General features: G+C 67.1%; 18 protein-coding genes. 5 read left to right on the forward strand and 13 right to left on the reverse strand.

Features of this window, described 5'->3' with window-relative positions; genetic code table 11:
• Positions 1-167: 167 nt before the first annotated feature.
• Entirely contained in the window at positions 168-1220 is a 1053-nt protein-coding gene (locus ABZS29_RS19540) for an enoyl-CoA hydratase/isomerase family protein (protein WP_355463657.1), read from the forward strand.
• On the opposite strand, the gene ABZS29_RS19545 is transcribed toward ABZS29_RS19540, so the two are convergent.
• The 6 genes from ABZS29_RS19545 to ABZS29_RS19570 form a co-directional block, all read right to left on the reverse strand.
• Complete coding sequence (locus tag ABZS29_RS19545; RefSeq protein WP_355463658.1) at positions 1217-2458, reverse strand: hypothetical protein; 1242 nt, start codon at positions 2456-2458, stop codon at positions 1217-1219. The genes ABZS29_RS19540 and ABZS29_RS19545 overlap by 4 nt on opposite strands.
• A 76-nt stretch (positions 2459-2534) precedes the next feature.
• A complete protein-coding gene (locus ABZS29_RS19550) occupies positions 2535-3326 on the reverse strand; it encodes a carbohydrate ABC transporter permease (protein WP_355463659.1) in 792 nt (263 codons plus the stop codon).
• 2 nt (positions 3327-3328) lie between these two features.
• A complete protein-coding gene (locus ABZS29_RS19555) occupies positions 3329-4240 on the reverse strand; it encodes a sugar ABC transporter permease (RefSeq protein ID WP_355463660.1) in 912 nt (303 codons plus the stop codon).
• The gene (locus tag ABZS29_RS19560) at positions 4237-5730 is read right to left on the reverse strand and encodes an extracellular solute-binding protein (protein WP_355463661.1); all 1494 of its coding nucleotides are present in this window, start codon (positions 5728-5730) and stop codon (positions 4237-4239) included. Before ABZS29_RS19560 ends, ABZS29_RS19555 begins: the two co-directional genes overlap by 4 nt.
• Positions 5727-6746, reverse strand: a complete 1020-nt coding sequence (locus ABZS29_RS19565; protein WP_355463662.1) for a Gfo/Idh/MocA family oxidoreductase — start codon at positions 6744-6746, stop codon at positions 5727-5729. The genes ABZS29_RS19560 and ABZS29_RS19565 overlap by 4 nt, the downstream gene beginning before the upstream one ends.
• Positions 6747-6799: 53 nt before the next feature.
• Positions 6800-7411: a GNAT family N-acetyltransferase gene (locus ABZS29_RS19570; RefSeq protein WP_355463663.1), complete on the reverse strand. Its 612-nt coding sequence runs from the start codon at positions 7409-7411 to the stop codon at positions 6800-6802.
• Between the two features lie 117 nt (positions 7412-7528).
• On the opposite strand from ABZS29_RS19570, the gene ABZS29_RS19575 reads away from it, so the two are divergent.
• From ABZS29_RS19575 to ABZS29_RS19590, 4 genes are all read left to right on the forward strand, one after another.
• Positions 7529-9715, forward strand: coding sequence for an RICIN domain-containing protein (locus ABZS29_RS19575; RefSeq protein WP_355463664.1), 2187 nt, complete (start codon positions 7529-7531; stop codon positions 9713-9715).
• A gap of 80 nt (positions 9716-9795) precedes the next feature.
• A complete protein-coding gene (locus tag ABZS29_RS19580; protein ID WP_355463665.1) occupies positions 9796-10452 on the forward strand; it encodes a HEAT repeat domain-containing protein in 657 nt (218 codons plus the stop codon).
• Positions 10446-11408 (forward strand): HEAT repeat domain-containing protein, encoded by a 963-nt coding sequence (locus ABZS29_RS19585; RefSeq protein ID WP_355463666.1) that lies wholly within the window; start codon positions 10446-10448, stop codon positions 11406-11408. The genes ABZS29_RS19580 and ABZS29_RS19585 overlap by 7 nt, the downstream gene beginning before the upstream one ends.
• 1 nt (position 11409) lies before the next feature.
• Complete coding sequence (locus ABZS29_RS19590; protein WP_355463667.1) at positions 11410-11904, forward strand: ATP-binding protein; 495 nt, start codon at positions 11410-11412, stop codon at positions 11902-11904.
• On the opposite strand, the gene ABZS29_RS19595 is transcribed toward ABZS29_RS19590, so the two are convergent.
• From ABZS29_RS19595 to ABZS29_RS19625, 7 genes are all read right to left on the reverse strand, one after another.
• Positions 11867-13135 carry a GGDEF domain-containing protein gene (locus ABZS29_RS19595; protein ID WP_355463668.1) on the reverse strand — a complete coding sequence of 423 codons (1269 nt, stop codon included), beginning with the start codon at positions 13133-13135 and terminating at the stop codon, positions 11867-11869. The two genes, ABZS29_RS19590 and ABZS29_RS19595, sit on opposite strands and share 38 nt — an antisense overlap.
• Before the next feature lie 198 nt (positions 13136-13333).
• A complete protein-coding gene (locus ABZS29_RS19600; RefSeq protein WP_355463669.1) occupies positions 13334-14545 on the reverse strand; it encodes an MFS transporter in 1212 nt (403 codons plus the stop codon).
• A gap of 54 nt (positions 14546-14599) precedes the next feature.
• On the reverse strand, positions 14600-15751 hold the full coding sequence (locus ABZS29_RS19605; protein WP_355463670.1) for a Gfo/Idh/MocA family oxidoreductase: 1152 nt from the start codon (positions 15749-15751) through the stop codon (positions 14600-14602).
• Positions 15748-16797 carry a Gfo/Idh/MocA family oxidoreductase gene (locus tag ABZS29_RS19610; protein ID WP_355463671.1) on the reverse strand — a complete coding sequence of 350 codons (1050 nt, stop codon included), beginning with the start codon at positions 16795-16797 and terminating at the stop codon, positions 15748-15750. Before ABZS29_RS19610 ends, ABZS29_RS19605 begins: the two co-directional genes overlap by 4 nt.
• A 25-nt stretch (positions 16798-16822) precedes the next feature.
• Complete coding sequence (locus ABZS29_RS19615) at positions 16823-18433, reverse strand: extracellular solute-binding protein (RefSeq protein WP_355463672.1); 1611 nt, start codon at positions 18431-18433, stop codon at positions 16823-16825.
• Between the two features lie 2 nt (positions 18434-18435).
• Positions 18436-19338, reverse strand: coding sequence for a carbohydrate ABC transporter permease (locus ABZS29_RS19620; RefSeq protein ID WP_355463673.1), 903 nt, complete (start codon positions 19336-19338; stop codon positions 18436-18438).
• Positions 19335-20183, reverse strand: coding sequence for an ABC transporter permease subunit (locus tag ABZS29_RS19625; RefSeq protein ID WP_355463674.1), 849 nt, complete (start codon positions 20181-20183; stop codon positions 19335-19337). The genes ABZS29_RS19620 and ABZS29_RS19625 overlap by 4 nt, the downstream gene beginning before the upstream one ends.
• Positions 20184-20192 lie beyond the last annotated feature (9 nt).

Genomic DNA, 20192 nt, shown 5'->3' on the forward strand with positions numbered 1-20192 from the left:
CAGTCTGCGTAGACAGTTCCGCCGCCAGGGATCTGTGCGCCGGTCACGACACGAGAACGGTGACTCTGAAAGTGCGGTGCCCACCCTACGACACCTGTAACCGCGACGCGCTATCTGTGATCCACGCCCTACGAATTCAGTAGGACGTCCAGCTAGTTTGCGGGGCTATGAGCGGCCTCGGGGAATGTTCGGTGCTGGCCTCCGTCGATGGCCACGTCGGCCGGCTCGTTCTGAATCGGCCACGCGCCATCAACGCACTCACCCACGAGATGGTCACGACCATCCGCCGGGTCCTCGACGAGTGGGTCGCGGATCCCGCCGTACGGGCTGTTGTGCTGACCGGAAGCGGTGACCGCGGGCTGTGCGCCGGCGGCGACATCGTCGCGATGTACCACGACGGCATTGCCCGCGGTACGGCGTCCGCGGCGTTCTGGGCCGACGAGTACCGGCTGAACGCGGAGATCGCGGAGTACCCGAAGCCGTTCGTCGCGGTGATGGACGGGATCGTGCTCGGCGGCGGGATCGGCCTGTCGGCACACGCAAGTATCCGGGTCGTCACCGAGCGGTCGAAGCTCGGCATGCCCGAGACCGGAATCGGCTTCTTTCCCGACGTCGGCGGCACCTACCTGCTGTCACGTGCCCCGGGCGAGCTGGGCACCCACCTGGCCCTGACGGCCGGCCTGGTGGGAGCAGGCGATGCCATCGCGATCGGCCTCGCCGACTGGTACGTGCCGAGCGACCGGTTGCCGGATCTCCTGACTGCGTTGGCGTCTCAGGACGCCGCTGCTGCCGTCGCCGAGTTCGCAGCCCGGCCGCCAGAGTCCACCCTGCTGGCTGAGCAGGACTGGATCGACTCGGCGTACGAGGGCGACGACCTGGTCAAGATCCACCGTCGGCTGGAAGATTCCGGCGTACCGGCTGCGCGAGAGACCGCAGCGTTGCTGCTGACCAAGTCGCCGACCTCGCTCAAGGTGACGCTGCGCGCGCTGCGCCTCGCCGCCGATCTGCCGTCGCTGCCGGCGGCGCTCGAGCAGGAGTACCGGCTCTCGCTACGGTTCCACGGTTCGCACGACTTCATCGAAGGCGTGCGGGCGCAGGTCATCGACAAGGACCGCAATCCGCAGTGGTCGCCGGCGACCTTCGACGACGTACCCGACGAGTGTGTCGCCGCCTACTTCGCCACCCTCGGCGCTGACGAGCTCGGCCTGATCGACCACTAGGAGTCCCAGATCGGGCCGAGGGCGGGGATGCCGAGGCGTTCCAGGCCGTGCACGACCGACCACGTCACCTTCCGGTTCGACACGCAGATGACGGCCTCGGCGTTCGTCGACTCGTACGCCGAGTAGGCCAGCTTCACCATGTCTGGCTTGCCGTCGGCATCGGTATCCCAGATGATCGCGTCGGGCTGGGCGGTCAGGATCTCGTTGACCAGTGCCTGCCCATACGTCTTGACCGGGTTCCGAGTCACCCAGACCAGCTGCATCGGCACCCGGTTGGCGAGGATGTGCGCCAGTACCGGACCGATCCCGCTGCCGGTCACGACGTACACGACGCGGTTGAAGACGCTGCCGTAGTTCGCCATGCCGGCGGTCGAGATCCCGCGCACCCAGATATGCGACGGCGGGTTGTCGATGAAGTCGCTGGTCCAGTCACCCGCGCGCGAGATCGCCATCCGGAAACCCGGCGCACCGGCGACCGGGATGACCGCGAAGCTGTGCCACTGCTGCAGCGGATGCCGTGCGATCGACCGCGTCGACCCTGCCATCGGCCGAAAGCGATTGCTGCTGACGAGGGCGACGTGGGACGACGGCCGGAGTACGTCGACCGGAATTCGCCGCAGCAACACCCAGGGAAGCAGCGAACTGATAGTGGTGATACTCAGTACGACGATCGCCGGCGCGTTGCCGAGCTGGATCGCGCTGATCCAGAACAGCGCCGACAGCGCCCAGCCGCCGAAGCGGTGCATGCGCTCGAACAGGTCGTGGTGCTCGGCCCGGAACTTCGGCCGTGAAGTCATCACAATACCCAGCAGGAGCAGGGATTGCAGGCAATAGGTCACCTGCAGACCGGCATCGACCTGACCGATCGCGATCACGGTCAGCGCCCAGAACCACAGCGTTCCGCAGATGGCGCCGCCCACGTGCAGGCCGCCGAGATGGTAGCCCTTGGCAACCGTCCAGCGCAGCTTGAGCGGCCACGACTTCGGTACTCGCATCACCAGTCTGCACAGGGCATTCACGAAGAACTGTTGCCGTACCAGAATGCCGAGCGCGAAGTTCAGCTGTGCGATCAAAGCCACGGTCTGGATCGAGTGGTTGCCAGCGGCTACGACCACTCCGTTTGCGAGAACCACGAGCAGCGTCAGGCGATGACTCTGCATCAGCCGTGGATGCTTGAGAATCCGCCGCGCCGCCGGCAGTTCCGCCGGTAATTGGACATGCGTCAGTACAGCAGTCATGGAAATTCCCCCAGAATTTCGCCACACCCCGAAAATCACTTGCCGGGTATGACGCGAGGTCCTGGGAGAAAGTTGGTCAGTCCTTGACGGCGCCGGCCAGCCCTTCGATGAAGTAGCGCTGGAAGAACAGGAAGACGACGACGATCGGGACCATCGAGAGAGTGACCGCCGCGGCGAAACCGGACAGGTCCACGCTGTACTGCTGGGTGAATGCGCGCAGGCCGACCGAGACGGTGCGGAGGTCCGGATCGCCGAGGGTGAAGATCAGCGGCACGAAGTACTCCTGCCAGCTGGAAGTGAAGCCGAGGATCGCAGTGGTGGCGATGATCGGCTTGGCCAGCGGGAAGATCAGCCTGAAGGTGCGGAAGAAGCCGGCGCCGTCGATCGCGGCCGCGTCGAACAGCTCCTGCGGGATCGCGCCGAAGTAGCCGCGGAAAAGCAGCGTACTGAAGCCGACGCCGCCGGTCAGGGCGAGCAGGACACCCCAGACAGTGTTGAGTAGGCCGATCGTCTGGATCAGCTCGAAGACCGGCAGCACACTCGTTGCCGTCGGCATGAAGAGGAAGGCCAGGATCAGCATCCCGATCAGCCGGCTGCCCGGGAACTTGTAGCGGGCCAGGGTGTAGCCGGCGAGGGCCGACGCGATCACGGTGACGGCCGTGCTCGCCGTACTGTAGAAGGCCGAGTTGAACAGGTAGCGGCTGAAGTTCGCCGTCGTCCAGGCGCGGCCGTAGTTCTCGAGGGTCCAATCAGGTGACTTGAGTGACATGACGATGGGCCACAGAAAGGGATAGAGGTAGAAGAACGAAACGACCAGCAGTGCGGCGACTACCAGGACCGACCGTGGAGTCCATCGGTGAGTGCGCATGACTAGACCCCGTATTCCTTGCGTTTGAGCTGAGCCCGGCCGACCAGCTTGCCGACGAGCGCGTACACGATCAGCACGGTGATGCCGAAGACGAAGGCCGCCGCACTCGACGTACCGAACTGTGGGCGGGCTTGGGCGAAGGCCATTTCATAGACGTAGTAGTTGATGACATAGGTGTCGGTGCCTGGTCCGCCCGACGTCAGGATCTGAACCCAGTCGAAGATGCCGAGCGACCAGATCAGGCCGAGGGACGCGATGATGACGCCCATCGGCCGGACCAGCGGCAGGACGATGTGCCACAGGCGCTGCAGGGCGCCGGCTCCGTCGACCTCGGCTGCCTCGATCAGGTTCTGCGGAACCAGTTGGAGCGCTGCCATCCAGAAGATCACGTACTGCCCCATGATCTGCCAGGTCGAGATGACCGCGATCGTGCCGAACGCGATCGGTCCGGACCGGAGGAAGTCCACCGGTTCGTCGACGAGGTGCAGAGCGGTGAGCAGCTGGTTGACCGCGCCGTCGGCGGGGCTGAGCAGATAGCCGAAGATCATTGCCACGATCGACGCCGGCATCAGCCAGGGCAGGAAGAACACCGTGCGGAAGAACGCCGGCCAGCGCAGCCACGGACGAGTCAGGAGCAGCGCGATCAGGAACGACAGCGGCAGCTTGATCAGGGTCTGCCCGATCGTGAACGCCCACGTGTTGGCGTAGGCCTTGCCGAACAGCGGATCGGTGAGGACCGTCTTGTAGTTGTCGAGGCCGACGTTCGGCGAGTCACCGAGGGTGCCGATCCCGTCGAAGTCGTGCAGGCTGAACTGCACGGTCCGGACCAGCGGCCAGACCGTGAAGGCCAGGAACAGCACGATGAACGGGATCAGCACGAGGTAGATCCAGCCGACATCCGTACGGCGGGTCATCGGGCGAACGTGAACGGAGTCAGGCCGTCCCAGTCAGGCTCGGCGTAGCAGTCGGTCGAGACCTTCAGTCCGGAAGCCGCCTCCTTGGCGAGCTGGGCCTCGAAGACCTTGTTCTGCTTGTCTTCGATGCCCTTGGCCAGCGCGAGCCAGTCACCGCCGCTCTGCAGGTACTTGTTCACCGTGCTGTAGACGAGGTTCTCCTGGATCCGGTCGACCTTGCTCATCGCCTCGGACTTGGCGAGGTCCGGGCACTTGAGCGCCGGTACCGGAGCGAGGACGTGCACCTTCGGATCGAGCGGCAGCAGCTCGCGGGCCAGGTTCTCCTTCGGCAGCCACTTGGCCGCGTCGGCCGGGTCGACCCAGGGCGGCAGGTCGAAGCCCTTGGCGGTGAAGTGCTCCGCGAACCACCCGTTGGGCCGGGTCATCCACTCCAGGAACTGCGTCGCTTCCTTCGGGTGCTTGCTCTGCGAGCTGATGAAGAGCTCGGGCAACGGCGGCCCCTGGGCGATCCGGCCGGCGTACCCGCCAGGTGCGGGCGTCGATTTGGCCGGCGGCAGCGCGACGCCGAAGTTCTTGAACTTGAAGGTCTGCGGGAAGACCGACGACATCCAGCCGCCGTCGAAGTAGAACGCGGCCTTGCCGCCGGCGACGGCCTGGCGCGCAGCGATCTTGTCGTACTGGCCCGGGAAGACGTACTGCTGCTCGTACAAGGACCGGATGAACTGCAACGCCTCGACGAACTGCGGATCGGAGGTCTCGGTGTACTTGCCCGTCTGCAGCGAGACCTTGCTCGGCGTGTAGCCCTTCTTGTTCACGCCGACGAACGTCGTGAGCAGCCGCTCGATCTCGTCCGGCCCCTGCGTGGACTGCGCCAGGCAGCTCGCGCCCGCCTTCTCCTTGATCGCCTGGCAGGCGGCGGTGAACTCGGCCCAGGTCGCGGGCAGCTTGCCGGTCAGGCCGGCCTTCGCGATCACGTCCTTGTTGAAGTACATGTAGCCGAAGCCGATGGTGCCGGTGGCGGGCGGCCGTGGGGTGGTGTAGATCTTGCCGCCTTGGCTGTAGATCGGTTCCATCAGGTTCGAGGTGTCGCGGAAGCGAGACCGGAAGTCGGCCGGGAGCACCGAATCGTCGAGCGGGACGGCCCACTTGTTGCTGATCACATCGGACAGCTCGAAGTACTCACCGGCAGCAGGCCAGGTATAGGTGTAGATGTCGGGGGAGTTCTTACTTCGGAAGCTCAACGGCAGTGCCTGCTTGTAGTCGGCCTCCGCGAGCTCCTCGGGGACGACGTTGATGTTCGGGAACTCCTTGCGGAACTCGGCGGCGGCCTCTTTGTAGAACTCGAGCCGCTCCTGGCTGTAGCCCTGCCACTTGATGGTGACCACGCCGTTGTCGTCCGTCGACTTGGCGCCGTTGCTGTTACACGCCGCCAGGGTGGCCAGGGCGAGCCCGGCGGCCAGCGCCGCCCGCGTCATCCGGTTGAGGTTCATCGGTACTCCGTTCGCTGCAGGGTGAGTTCGGCGGCCGAGTGATAAGTCGCCTGGACGGCGGCCACGACCGACAGGCCGTAGTCGCCGGAGACACGCGGGGGAGCGGACCCGGTGAAATCGAGGAGCTGGTCGCGGAAGGCGGTGACGATCTCGTCGTGGCCGGTGCGTCCGCGTAGCAGGATGGGCTCGTCACCCTGGAACAGCCACAGACCGTCGGTGTGCGAGAGCCGCAGGGCGCCGCGCTCGCAGATCACCTCGGTCTCGTCCTGGGGTGGCAGACCGGTGCTGGTGATCGAGAAGGTGAGCTGAACACCGCCGGACAGCTCCATCACGCCGGAGGCCTCGGTCTCGACGGCCAGGCCGGGCCGCTGCCAGGTCCGGGCGTTCACGGCGACCACCTGCTGCCCGGTGAGCACCTGGGCCTTGTCGACGCTGTGGCCGCCGATGTTCATCATGATCCCGCCGCCCGCGAGCTCAGGATCGAAGAACCAGGCCGGCCGGGACTCGGGGTCGTAGCGGACCGCGCGCCGCTCGGTGATCAGCAGCGGCCGGCCGAGCCGTCCCGACCGAATTGTTGCGGCCGCCTCGGCCACCGTGGGAACAAATCGCTGAAGATTACCGATGGCGAGTCGTACGCCGGCGTCTTCGCAGACTTGAATCATTTTCCGGCAGTCGGCCACGGTGGTTGCCATGGGCTTTTCCATCAATACGTGCAGTCCAGCGGCTGCGGCGTCGGCGGCCATCGGCAGGTGCAGCGCATGCGGTGAGGTGATAACGACCGCATCCAACTCGCCGACCGCGAACATGGTCTGATAGTCGTTGTAGGACTGGGCATTCGCTTGCTGCGCCAACGCCTCGGCGGCGTCGGTTCGCACGTCGCAGACGGCCCTGATCGCGATTCCGGGCAGGCTTGCCGCCGCCTCGACGTACACGGCGGCCACACTGCCCGCGCCGACCAGTCCGATGCGAATATCATTCCTTTTACGGAACGAATTCAGTCCGTTCTTTGCCGTCATGCCTGGGAGTTTGCGGACGGCCGGCGGAACGTGTCAATGGAATGAATTGCAGGCTAATTGCGGCCGAGATAGGTGAGCGGGCCGGGGTCGGGGTGCGGGATCTCGTGGAAGCCGAGGCGGTCGTAGAACCCGCGGGCCCGGTGGTTCGCGGTGACCATGCCGACGTGCAGGGGAACGCCGTCGAGCGCCTGGAGGAAGGTGTCGATCAGGGCGCGGCCGTGGCCGGCCCCTTGGTGGTCCGGGAGCAGGTCGATGTGCAGATGGGCCGGATACGCCGCCAGGGCCGGCTGAACCATCCGCTCCGGAGTGTGCAGCAAGTGCGCCATCACCTCGTCCGGAGTGTTCGGCGGACCGGGCGGTGCGGGGTACCGATCGCCGACCAGGGGGAGCCATTCGGTTCTGAAGCGCCGGGCGAACCGGGCGGTGTCGGAGGTTCCGAGGACGTAGCCGACGACGCGGCCGTTGTCGTCGGCGACGAAGGCGAGGTTCGGGTCCAGGTGGGTGTACGGGTGCGCGAAGAGTTCCGGAAGCACGTTCGGGTCGTCGTACGAGGCTGTGGCGTCCTCGCCGGCGTCGGCGGTCCGGATGCAGATGTCGTGGACGGCCTCGCGATCTGCCGGCCGGTAGGGCCTGATCTGCACGGTGGGAGCGCTCTCATTCGTCATGGGTCAAGACTCTCATCTGGTCGGGTCTATGGTTGCGGAACTTCGGTCAGGTCTTGAATTAAGTGCGGGAATCCGCTTTCCTGGGCGGACCTCTGCCGCCCCAACCGAGGAGATCTCATGCCCGGACGTACCGTCGTGATCGCTGCGACGCTGGCCGGCGTCGTCGCCAGTGGGTTGACGCTGGTCGACCCACCCGCCGCGAGCGCCGCCATCTCGCCGACCGGCTGGAACACAGTCACCGCCAAACACAGTGCCAAATGCCTCGACACCCGTGCCGCCGGTACGGCGAACGGCACGGTGGTCCAGCAGTACACCTGCAACGCCAGCTTCGCCCAGCAATGGCAGTTCGAGCCGACCAGCGGCGGCTACGTCCGGATCAACGTCCGGACGAATCCCGCGCAGGTGGTCGACGTCTCGAACGTCTCGACGGCCGACGGAGCGCTCGTCCACCTCTGGGCGTACGGCGGCGGCAACAATCAGCAGTGGCTTCCGGTCGAGGAGGCGGACGGCGCCTACCACCTGGTGAACCGGAACGGCGGCAAGTGCCTCGACGTACCGTCGGCCTCCACCGCGGACAGCGTCCAGTTGCAGCAGTACACCTGCAACGGGAGCGCCGCTCAATCGTTCAGGATCACCTCTGTGGACACTCCGCCGAACCCGCCCGGTACGCCGGACCTCGGCCCGAACGTCTCCGTCTTCGACCCGTCGATGCCGGCCAGCCAGATCCAGTCGCGACTCGACCAGGTCTTCCAGCAGCAGGAGCAGAACCAGTACGGCGAGCAGCGGTACGCGCTGCTGTTCAAGCCGGGCACCTACAACGTCAGCGCGAACGTCGGGTTCTTCACCCAGGTCGCGGGGCTCGGTCTCACGCCGGGCACCGTGAACATCAACGGCGCCGTCCATGTCGAGGCGGACTGGTTCCCACCGCAGAACGCGACGCAGAACTTCTGGCGCGGCGCGGAAGGCCTCACGGTCACCCCGCCGGGCGGCCTCGACCGCTGGGCGGTCAGCCAGGCGTCGGCGTACCGGCGGATGCACCTGAAGGGCAACCTCGCCCTGGACGACGGCGGCTGGGCGAGCGGCGGCTTCATGGCCGACACGATCGTCGACGGTCAGGTGCGGTCCGGCAGCCAGCAGCAGTGGCTGTCGCGCAACACGCGCTGGGGCAGCTGGACCGGTCAGAACTGGAACATGGTCTTCGTCGGCGCCGAGAACGCGCCCGCGGGCAGCTTCCCGGAGCCGCCGTACACGAAGGTCGCGCAGACCCCGATCGTCCGGGAGAAGCCCTACCTGTACGTCGACGACGCGGGCGCCTACCAGGTGTTCGTCCCGGCGGTGAAGTCGAATTCGGCCGGTCCGGGCTGGGCGAACGGCGCGCCGGCCGGTCAGTCGCTACCGATCAGCCAGTTCTACATCGCCAAGCCGGGTGTCACCGCGGCCACGCTCAACGCGGAGCTTGCCGCCGGCAAGGACCTCCTGTTCACGCCCGGCGTCTACAAGCTGAGCGACACCCTGCGGGTCACCCGCGCGAACACCGTCGTACTGGGCCTCGGCCTGGCCACGATCATGCCCACCAACGGTACGTCGGCCGTGTCGGTCGCGGACGTGGACGGCGTGAAACTCGCCGGCCTGCTGATCGACGCCGCCCCGACCAACTCGCCGCTCCTGATGGAGCTCGGCCCGACCAACTCCTCGGCCGACCACAGCGCGAACCCGACCTCGATCCACGACGTCTACTTCCGCATCGGCGGCTCCGCGGTCGGCAAGGCGACCGAATCGCTGCGGATCAACAGTGACGACGTGATCCTCGACCACACCTGGCTCTGGCGCGGCGACCACGCGATCGGTGTCGGCTGGGGCACCAACACCGCCGACACCGGTCTCGTCGTGAACGGCGACGACGTCACGGCGTACGGGCTGTTCGTCGAGCACTACCAGAAGTACCAGACGATCTGGAACGGCGAACGCGGCCGAACGTACTTCTACCAGAACGAACTGCCCTACGACCCGCCCAACCAGGCCGCCTGGATGAACGGCTCCACCCGCGGCTACGCCGCCTACAAGGTCGCCGACTCCGTGAACACCCACGAAGCCTGGGGCCTCGGCAGCTACTGCGTCTTCACCTCCGACGCGTCCATCGTCGCCGAACGCGCCTTCGAAGTACCGAACAAACCGGCCGTGAAGTTCCACAACATGGTCACCGTCTCCCTCGGCGGCAAGGGCACCATCGCCCACATCATCAACAACACCGGCGGCCCCTCCAACTCCCAAACCAACAAGGCCCAATGGGTCAACTACCCGTAACGGGTACGGCGCCCCGGGGTTGACCTTGACACTGTGACAAGGTCTTCACTGGGGCGCAGGAGGTGATCACCGTGAGTGCGGTGGACAGGTTGGTGGCGGTACTGGGTGCCGGGGACGCGTCGGCGCGGCTTCGGACGGCGATGACGGTCGGGTCGGAGCCGGGGCTGGTGGAGGCGTTGCTGGAGCGGTGCGCGGTCGAGCCGGACTTCTTCGTGCGCGACATGCTGACCTGGGCGTTGCTGCGCCAGCCGGCCGAGGTGACGGTGCCGAAGGTTTTGGCGGAGTTGCAGTCGGAGCGTGTGCAGGCGCGCAGTCAGGCGCTGCACACGCTGTCGAAGCTTGGAGTCCCGAGCACGTGGGCCGCGATCACGCCGGAGTTGCTGCGCGACCCGGACGACGAAGTAGCCCGTACGGCGTGGCGCGCAGCGGTGGCACTAGCGCCTGTCGACGAACGGGAGGCGCTGGCCGCCGTACTGGTCACGCAGCTCGGACGAGGGGACCGGACGGTGCAGCTGAGTCTCAGCCGGGCGCTGGTTGCCCTGGACAACCTCATCGAGCCGCATCTGCAGCAGGCGTTGACGAACCCGGACCCGCGGGTGCGTGCCCACGCCCGGGCGACGGAGTTGCTGCTGCGGGATCCGGATGCGGCGTTCGCGGCGGACGTCGACGCGGCGAAGCGGATCGATGCCCTCGGCCCCGAAAAAGCGGCTCAGGTAGAGGCGCGGCTCGCGTGCTGATCGGTGAGGTGGCGCGCCGCTCGGGGGTGAGTAGCCGGATGCTCCGGCACTACGACTCCCTCGGGCTGGTGCGCCCTACCGGCCGAACCGTCGGCAACTATCGCGAGTACTCCGCCGACGACATCAGCCGGATCTTCCACGTCGAGAGCCTGCGCTCGCTCGGCCTCTCGCTCCGCGAGATCGGTCAGGCGCTGGAGGATCCGGCCTTCGCCCCGGCCGCTCTCGTCAGCGACCTGATCCAGCGAACCGAGGACCGCCTGCGCCGCGAGCAGGAACTCCTCGACCGGCTCCGTACCGTCGACGCCTCGGCGCCGTCCGGCTGGGAAGACGTCCTCCGCATCATCGAGCTCCTGCACAACATCGACTCGCCGAACCCCGCCCGTCGCCAGCAGGCCGCCCTCACTCCGGACCCCGTCCCGACCGAAGTCCTCGCCAAGGCGATCCTGACCGAATCCGACCCGAACGTCGCCGGCGCTCTGCGCTGGGCGCTCGCCCGCGCCGAGGGCGGTGTGGCGAGTCTCGCGTCCGGTCTGCGGTCGGACGATGCCGCCGTACGGCGGCGTGCGGTGCAGGCGATCGTCGAACTGCCTGGTGCGGAGGCGACCGCCGTACTGGAGGGTGTGCTGGCCGACGACGACCCGACCGTGCGCAAGCACGCAGCCCTTGCCTTGGGCAACCGAGGTGTCGTCGCGGCGATTCCGGCGCTGGTCGGTCTGATCGTCGAAGGGGTCAACGACGTGGAGGCCGCCGAAATCCTCGGCACTCTCGCCGAAGACACCAGCGTGCTCACCGCGCTCACCGACGCGCTGGCCGTCTCCGATTCGCCGGCCCGGATCCGCCTCACCCAGGCCCTGGCCGAGCTTCCCGCGCCCCTCGCCGACGATATCCTCCGCAGCCTGACCGACGACCCCGACCGCGTCGTCGCGATGCTCGCCAAAGCTCTCTTGAAGGACTGATATGCCTCCCAGACTCGTCCTGCTCTGCGGGACGTCGTTCTCCGGCAAGAGCACCGTCGGCCGAGAGCTGGCTACGCGCATCGCGGCGAAGGTTGTCAGCCTGGACGAGATCAACGCGCGCCGTGGTCTGTGGGGCGGCGACGGCATCCCGGTCTCGGAGTGGATCAAGACCAACGACGAAGCGCACGCCGAAGCCCGCGAGCTCCTGGCCGCCGGCACCTCGGTGATCGTCGACGACACCAGCTCCCCGCGCTTCCTCCGCGACGCCTGGCGCAAGCTGGCCGCAGAAGCCGACGCCCGCTTCACACTCCTCTACGTGGACACCGACCCCGCCGTCGTCCGCGCCCGCCACGCGGCGAATCGTGCCAGCAGACACCGGCAGGACGTCACGGACGAGGTCCTCGCTCAGCACCTCGCCGACTTCGATCCACCACATCCGGACGAGCAGGCGGTCTACTTCAGCTCAATTGCCCAGGAGTCCGACTGGGAGCTGTGACAACGCGGTTCCGGCCGGACTCCTTGGCTGCGTAGGTCGCGGTGTCCGCCGCCATCAGCAGCACGTCGAGGTCCTGGCCGGCCGCCGGGTACGTCGCCGCGCCGATCGAGCAGCTGAGCCCGTCGACGACAGTGTCTCCGCTCGGCGTGTTGACAGGGATGGCGAGACTGGCGACTCGGCGCCGGATGCGCTCGGCCGTGCGGAGTGTGTCGTCGGCGCTCGTGCTCGGCAGCAAAATCGCGAACTCCTCACCGCCGAGTCTGCCGACCAGGTCGTCGGTGCGGACCTCGTGCTTCAGCTCGGCTGCGATCGCCTTCAGCACCTGGTCGCCGGCCAGGTGGCCGTACGTGTCATTGACGGCTTTGAAGTGATCGAGGTCCAGGTAGAGAACGCCGAGCTGGCTATGCGTGTTCTGTGCGCGCTCGAGCTCCTTGGCGGCGATCTCGTGCCAGAACATGGTGTTCGCCAGGCCGGTGCTCGGATCGGTGCGCGCCGCGAACTGGAACTGCCCGACGAGCAACGCTCGGTGCAGCCCCAGAACGGTGATCAGCAGGGCGACGCTGAGCCAGGGCTGGTACATCAACAGCGCGGCAGTGCTGACGCCGAGGCCGATTGCACCAGCCACGATGAGCTGATCCGACAGCTGCCCCAAAGCCTTGCTGGCATTGGCATCCGGGTTGGACAACAGAACCGCGCCGACCACGAGGGCGAAGTTGATCAGCCAGTAGGCAAGTGCGGCAGCAGTCACGGCGACCAGACCGATGAACCCGCCGGCGAAGGCGGGGTGGTTGTCCGGATTGACGGTCCGCAAGCACATCGTCGCGACCGCCGAGCCGAGGATGACCGTGGACGCGGAGAAGAAGCCGCGGTGCGGTGGACTCCGGCGCAGCCGGGCCCACGAGTGGATGTAGCTGACCGCGATCACCGCGACGGCCAGTGGCGGTGGCAGGATCAGGACGGCGGCGAACATCCACATCGACTTCAGGTTCACGTACGTCGTCCCCTCGGAGACGACCACGCGCAGCCGTTCGATCTCTCGGCCGGCCTCGACGTGCAGCACTGACCCCATCACCAGAGCGCCGAAGCGGATCCAGTCGTGCGAGTGGACGTCCAAGCCGATGAAGGAGGCGCCGATCACCGTGAGTGCCAGCGCGTCCACGACCAGGACGTAGCCCAGGACGACCCTGGGCGCAGACCACAGCGCCCAGTGCGCAGGTAACCACTTGGACACGGGCACGTCAGTGTCACGACGGTGCCTGCGCCGCAGGCTCAAATGGCGGATACTCGTCATTAACGTTTCCCCCAGCCCCACTGGTCCTCACTGTCAGAGTAAACGCGGTATCACCCAATGTCACTGCGTTGTCAGGTAGTGATGGCGCTCCCCGGGAGGAGGTGCGTCACCATGCGCTCCAACGACTGGACCTGATCCTCAGACTCCCGCACGCCGGTACCCCCGGGCGGCGCCGGCGGCGTAGAGGACGCCTAGGACACCTGCTACGGCCACGACCATGGCCGGTTTCCCATGATCCGCGGCCGCTCCGGCGACCAGGATCCCCATCCCCTGAGCAACCACCAGCGCAGTGCGGGCCAGGCCGATCACTTGGCCCCGCTGCGCATCAGGAATCGCCTGGACGAACGTCGCTTGGGCGAGCGGCATGAACGATGCGCACAGGCCGGACGCCGTCCACAACGCGACCGTCACCCACAACCCGGGCTGGAACACGCAGCCGATCAGGACCGCGCAGGTTCCGATCGCGAGCGGTCCCATCATCGCCATCCGGCGGGCCGGGGCGATGCGTGATGCCAGCAGGATGCCGACGACCTGGCCGGCCGGGTTGGCGGCGAACAGGATGCCGGCGGCGATCGCGCCGCCGCCGATCGAGGCGGCGTACGGCGTGGCCAGGCCTTCGACGGTGATGTAGAAGCCGGGGACGCAGATGAGCGCCAGGAGGTAGCGCAGGCGGCGGTTGTGCCAGACGAGCCGCGCGCCGGCGACCAGCGAGCCCCACCAGCTCGGGCGGGCGGCGGGATCCAGCGGGACGGGGCGTTCTTGGATGCCGAAGCGGAGTAATACGGCCGAGACCGCAAAGGACAACGCGTTCAATGCGAGGGCCTGGCTCGAGCCGAGGAGCGCCACGATGGTGCCACCGGCCACGAATCCGGCCAGCTGCGCGGCTTGGACGGTGACCGTCGACAACCCCACCGCGGCCCGATACGTGTCGCCGGTCATCAGCGTCGCCAGGAACGCCGTACGGGCGGACTGGAAGGGGGCGGCGAGCAATTGCACCGCGACCAGCAGCACGCACAGGACCCACAGCGGCGTGTCGGGGATCGCCATCAAGGCCACCAGTCCCGCGCGGGCGGCGTCGCAGGCGACCATGATCCGCCGCCGCGGGAACCGGTCCGCCAGGCCGCCGAGCAGCGGCCCGCTGACGACGTCCGGCAACATCGTCAGCGCATACGTCAACGCGGACAGCCCCGCCGACCCGGTGCGGTCGAAGACGAGGATCGCGAGAGCGACCCGGGCCAGCTGGTCGCCGATCACCGACCCGACCAGCGCGAGCCACGACCACCGGAACTCCGCGACCGCGAAGACCTCCGCATACGTGGCAGAGCGCTCAGGCTGACCGGGGCGGGACATGATTCACAACGTACTGACTGCGGTCACGCCGGTGCTCGTCGTACCGGTGAGCCGTTACCGGTTCGACATCGCCTGGTCGATATCGGACTGCGGGACGTTGCCGTGCAGGGCTTGGTAGAAGGGATGGGTGGGGGTCAGGTCGGCGCGGTGGATGGGGCTGCTGGTGAGCGCCGACGCGTAGAGAGCCGTGACGAACTCCATCGTGGGGCGCGTGCTGGCCAGCGTAGTTTCGTGGGCGCGGCCGGCCAGCAGGTCGTCGACCAGGCGGGTGATTTGCGCCGCGTGATTGCTTGGTATGTCGTCGCCCGCGGAGGCCGCCCACGGGTCGGTGTCCACGACGACTGAATCGGTACGACGGGTGCCGGGATCGATCCCCAGCGTCGCGGCCCGCGCAGCATCGGGGACGGGAGTGAAGCGCCAGTCGTTGTCGGAGTAGCCGTAGAGGTGGTTGACCTCGAGCGAACCACCGGTGGTGTCGATCCGGATGCGACTCAGCTCGTGGGGTGACAGCAGGCTGTTGATCACGGTCGCGACCGCGCCGCTCTCGAAGATCACCGAAGCCATCGACACGTCCTCGAACTGAACCGGCCGGTCGAGCCGAAGGGCGGTCGCGGTCAGTGTTCGCCAAGGACCGAGGAGGTGCAGCAGAAGGTCGATCTGGTGGATGCCGTGGCCGAGTGTCGGGCCACCGCCCTCGCCGACCCACGTGCCGCGCCACTCCGGATCGAAGTAGCTGACCGGCCGGTACCACAACGTCTCGCAGACGGCGACCTGCGGCTTGCCCAGCGTGCCGTCCGCCAGCAGCGATGCGGCCCGCCGGCCACCCGAGCCGTGCCGATGCTGGAAGACGACGTACACGGAGCCGGCGCTGGCAGCCTCGGCTGCAGCCACTGCATCCATCTCGGCCAGGTTGAGGACCGGCGGCTTCTCCAGCAGCACGGACTTGCCGGCGGCCAGGACCTCGATGGCGATCTCGGCATGACTGCCTGGGGGAGTGGTGACCGAGACCAGGTCAGGATCCGTTGCCTTCAGCAACTCCGTGACGCTCGCGTACGGCGTGCTGCCGTACTGCCCGGCGAGCTCCTCCGCCTTGGCCGGCACGATGTCCGCCACTCCGACCAGCTCGGCCGGAGCAGCGGCGTACGAGCGGGCGTGGCTGCGGCTGATGTTGCCGCAGCCAACGATCGCGACCTTGAGATCCGTCACTGGGCGGCTCCACGGACGACCGCCTGCTGTTGTGCGGTGAGCGCCAGCCGCATGGTCTCGATCGTGTGCTCCTGGGGCGCCGCCGTACTGGTCCGATCCCGTACGTCGTTCAGCAGGTCGGCGTAGTAGGTCAGCTGCACGTCGGAGCAGTCGATGTACTCCATCCCGTCGTTGTTGACCAGGAACAGGTGGTCGGTGCCCGGCCGGCCGGCGATGTCGACGTACTTGCGCAGCTCGATGTAGCCCTCGGTGCCGAGGATCATCAGCCGGCCGTCGCCCCAGGTCGGCAGCCCGTCCGGCGTGTACCAGTCGACGCGGATGTAGCCCTGCGCGTTGTCACTGCGGATCAGCAGGTCGCCGAAGTCCTGCAGCCCGGGCTTGCCGGGGTTCGCGAAGTTCCCGACCGTGCTGGCCACGACCTCCGCGGTGCGTGATCCCGTGTACCAGAGGAACTGGTCGATCTGGTGCGACGCGATGTCGACCAGGATGCCGCCGTACCGGGTGTTGTCGTAGAACCAGTCCGGCCGGCCCGCGCCGCCGCCGAGGTGACCGCGGTCGCCGATCCGGTGCGGCCCGAGCCCGATGGTCTGCACGACGGTGCCGATCTTGCCGGCGCGGACCAGCTCACCGGCCTTGATCGCCGAGCGCACCTCGAAGCGCTCCGAGAACGTCACCGACCAGAACCGGCCGCTCTCGGCGACCGCCTTCTCGATCTCCTCCAGCTGCGCGAAGCTCACGCAGCCGGGCTTGTCGGCGACGACGTCCTTGCCCGACCGCAGCGCGGCGACCGCGATCGGCCCGCGCCGGTCCGGTACGGCGGCCGTCACGATCAGATCGATGTCGTCGCGGCCGATCAGCTCGGCCGGGTCGTCGGCGACCGGAACCTCGGGGTACCGCTCTCGAACCTGCACGGCGATCGCCGCGGCCGGGTCGTCGGTCGCCATCGCGACGAACTCGGCGCCGGCAGCGATCAGGCCGGCGATCTGGCCGTGGATATGGGCGTGATCAAGACCGACGGCCGCGAACCTGACGGTGTTGGTGCTCAAGGGAGTTCCTCTCGAAAGTGATCTGTCAGCGTGAGGAGTGCAGCGCCTGGGCGAACTCTTCGGCGATCTTGTCGCCGCCGCCACTCTTCCACTTCTTGACCGCGCCGGCCCAGGCGGACACCGGCTTGCGACCCTGGATGATGTCGTTGGTGATCTGGGTGATGTCGGTGGTGAGCTGCGGGCCCTTGCGGACGTTGGTCTCGGAGTAGAGCCCGGCGACCGGGTCGGCCAGGGCGGTCGGGCAGAGCTTCTTCATCGCCTCGAACTCGGCCTCGGCGCTGCCCGGCTTCTCCGGCAGGAAGATCGTCCACGGAGCGTCCGCGGTGTACATCAGACCGAGCTGGACCTCGCTGAAGCCCTTCTCGGTCAGCACCGGGTTGCCGTCGACGACCTTGTGGTCCAGCCCCGGCAGCCCGTATTTGCGGAACAGATACTCCTGGGTGCCGAACGGCGCCGCGAGGTAGTTCATGTACGCCAGCAGCGTCTCGACCCGGGCCTCGGCCTTCTTGCTGATCGCGGCGAAGCCGATGGCGGGAACGCCCAGCCAGATCGGGGCTGCCCCCGAGCCGTCGTGTTTCGGCGGACCGATGATCGCGATCTCGGCCTCCTTGTCGACTGCGGTCTGCAGGTAGCTCGGCCAGGCGCTGAAGGTGTCCACGACCAGCGCGCTCGATCCGTTCCCGAACCGCACCTTGAGGTCCTGGTTCTGCCCGGAGAACCCGTCAGGGTGGATGTAGCCGGAGCTCCAGAACTTCCGCAGTGCCTCGAGGGCGTCTTCCTGCCCCTCGTGCTCGAGGGCGCTGACGAGGGTCTTGCCGTTCTCGCTCCAGTTGTTCGGTACGCCGTACATGTTGCGGACGAACACCGTGGGCGAGGCTGCCAGCGCGAAGCGGTTCTGCCTTTTGTCGGTCAGTGCCTTGCACAATTCGAAGAACTCGTCGAGATCCTTGATGTCACCCTGTAGTCCGTGCTTTTTCAGGATGTCCGCCCGGCTGTACATCGCGTTCGAACTGATCGCGCCCCGCGAAATCGGGACGCCCATGATCTTGCCGCCGAAAATGCATACGTTCCAGGCCGCTTCCGGAATGTTCGCCAGGAACGGGTACTTCTTGATCTTGTCGCCGGACAAATGCGGGGTCAGGTCGACGCCCTTCGCCTCCAGCATCTGCGGTACCTGCGGAACGCCGCCGACCAGGAAGATGTCGCTGAGCCGGTCGCCGGCCAGCACGGTGGCGAACTTCTGGTTGTAGTCGACCGACGGCGTGAGGTTCACGGTGACCGGCGACCCGACCCGGCGGTTCAGTTCCTGCCAGAACCGGTTCTGCTCGAGCTTCGGCGGGATCGGCGTGTTGGTGTAGGTCAGCACGTCGATCGGTTTGCCGTCACCCGGCGGGGTCGTGATCGCCTGGACCGGATCGGCCGGATAGCGGGTGAACGCGTTCGGGATCTTGTACTCCACACCCGACAGGTCGGGTTTGACGCCCGTGTACGGCTGGTACGCCGGACGGACGCCGGCCGTGGTGCCGCCGGCACCGGCCGATCCGCCGCGGCCGTCGTTGGAACAACCGGCGAGGCCGATGGCCGCGGCGCCGGCGAGCAAGGTACGGCGGCTGAGCCGCGCATCGTGATTACTCATCTTCAGCCCTTCACTGCTCCGGTCAGCACGCCCTTGGCGAAATGCCGCTGGATGAACGGGTAGACACACAGGATCGGGACGACCGAGATCATCAGGATCGCCATCTGGATGGAGGTCTGGGGCGGCAGCGCCTCACCGGCCGCCCCGAGGTCCTGGGCGCCGATCTCGACGCCGTTGACGACATAGGTCCGCAGGACCAGTTGCAGCGGCCACTTGCCGGGGTCGTTCAGGTAGAGCAGGGCGCCGAAGAAGCTGTTCCAGTAGCCGACGCCGTAGAACAGGCCGACCACCGCGACCACCGCCTTGGACAGCGGCAGGCCGATGTGCCAGAACATCTTCCATTCCGAAGCGCCGTCGATCCGGGCCGAGTCGAGCACCGCGGCCGGCAGCCCGACGAAGTACGCCCGGACGACGATCACGTTGAACGCGCTCACCGAGGTCGGCAGGATGACAGCCCACAGACTGTCCAGCAGCCCGAACTGCTGGATCACCAGGTAGCTCGGGATCAGGCCCGGGTTGAACAGCAGGCTGATCAGCACGAGCAGCAGCAGCGGTTTGTTGCCGACACTGCCGCGGCGGCTCAGCGCCCAGCCCAGCATGCAGGTCAGCACCAGGGCGATCGTCGTACCGACGGTGGTGATGAAGGCGCTGATCAGCAGCGCCTGCGTGACCGTCCCGCCGGACAGGATCGAGCGGTACGACGACAGGTCGATCCCATGGGTGGGGAACAGGACGAAGCCGCCGGCGCGGATCACTTCCTCGGGCGAGGCCAGGCTGGTGGACACGACCCCGATGAATGGGACCACGACCACCGCGCAGATCACGGTCAGGAAGATCGCCTTGACCACCCGCTCGGCCCGGCCCGGCATCGGCATCCCGCCGACGAGCACCTGCTGGCGTTTCATCCGCGGTACACCCCTTCCTCACCGAAGCGATGGGCGAGTTTGTTGGCGCCCAGCACGAGGATCAGCGCGACCACGCTCTTCACCAGACCGACCGCGGCCGAGGTTCCCCAGTCGCCGCCGAGGATGCCGTTGTTGTAGACGTAGGTGTCGAGCACTTCGCTGACATCGGTGCCGACGGCTTGCTGCTGCAGGATGATCTGCTCGAAACCGACCGTCAGCGAGTCGCCGAGCTTGAGGATCAGCAGCAGGATGATGATCGGTTTCAGGCCCGGCAGCGTGATGTGCCAGGTCTGTTTCCAGCGCCCGGCGCCGTCGACCGCGGACGCCTCGTACAGCGACCGGTCGATCTGCGACAGCACGGCCAGGAACAGGATCGTGGCCCAGCCGGTGTCCTTCCACATCACCTGCGAGGTGAGCAGGGCCCGGAACGCGTCGGCGTTGCCGATGATGTGGATCGGGTCGTAGCCGTGCGAGCGCAGCCAGTTGTTGATCATGCCGGTGCCGCCGAGCATCTGCTGGAAGACCGCGACCACGATCACCCAGGACATGAAGTGCGGCAGGTAGATGACGGTCTGGACGAACTGGCGGAGCCGGTTCGACAGCAGGCTGTGCAGGACCAGCGCCACCACGATCGGCGCCGGGAAGACGATGACGGTCTGGATGGCGGTCAGCACCAGCGTGTTCTTGACCGCGTTCAGGAACTCCGGGTCGCCGTCGACGATGGTGCTGAAATTCTCCAGGCCGGACCAGAGGCTCTTGCCGACGCCCAGGTACGGCTGGTAATCCTGAAAGGCGATCACATTTCCCCAGAGCGGGAAATAATGGAATGCACAGATGATCAGCATTCCCGGGAC

It is taken from the genome of Kribbella sp. NPDC005582, from assembly GCF_040605415.1.
Classification (GTDB): Bacteria; Actinomycetota; Actinomycetes; order Propionibacteriales; family Kribbellaceae; genus Kribbella.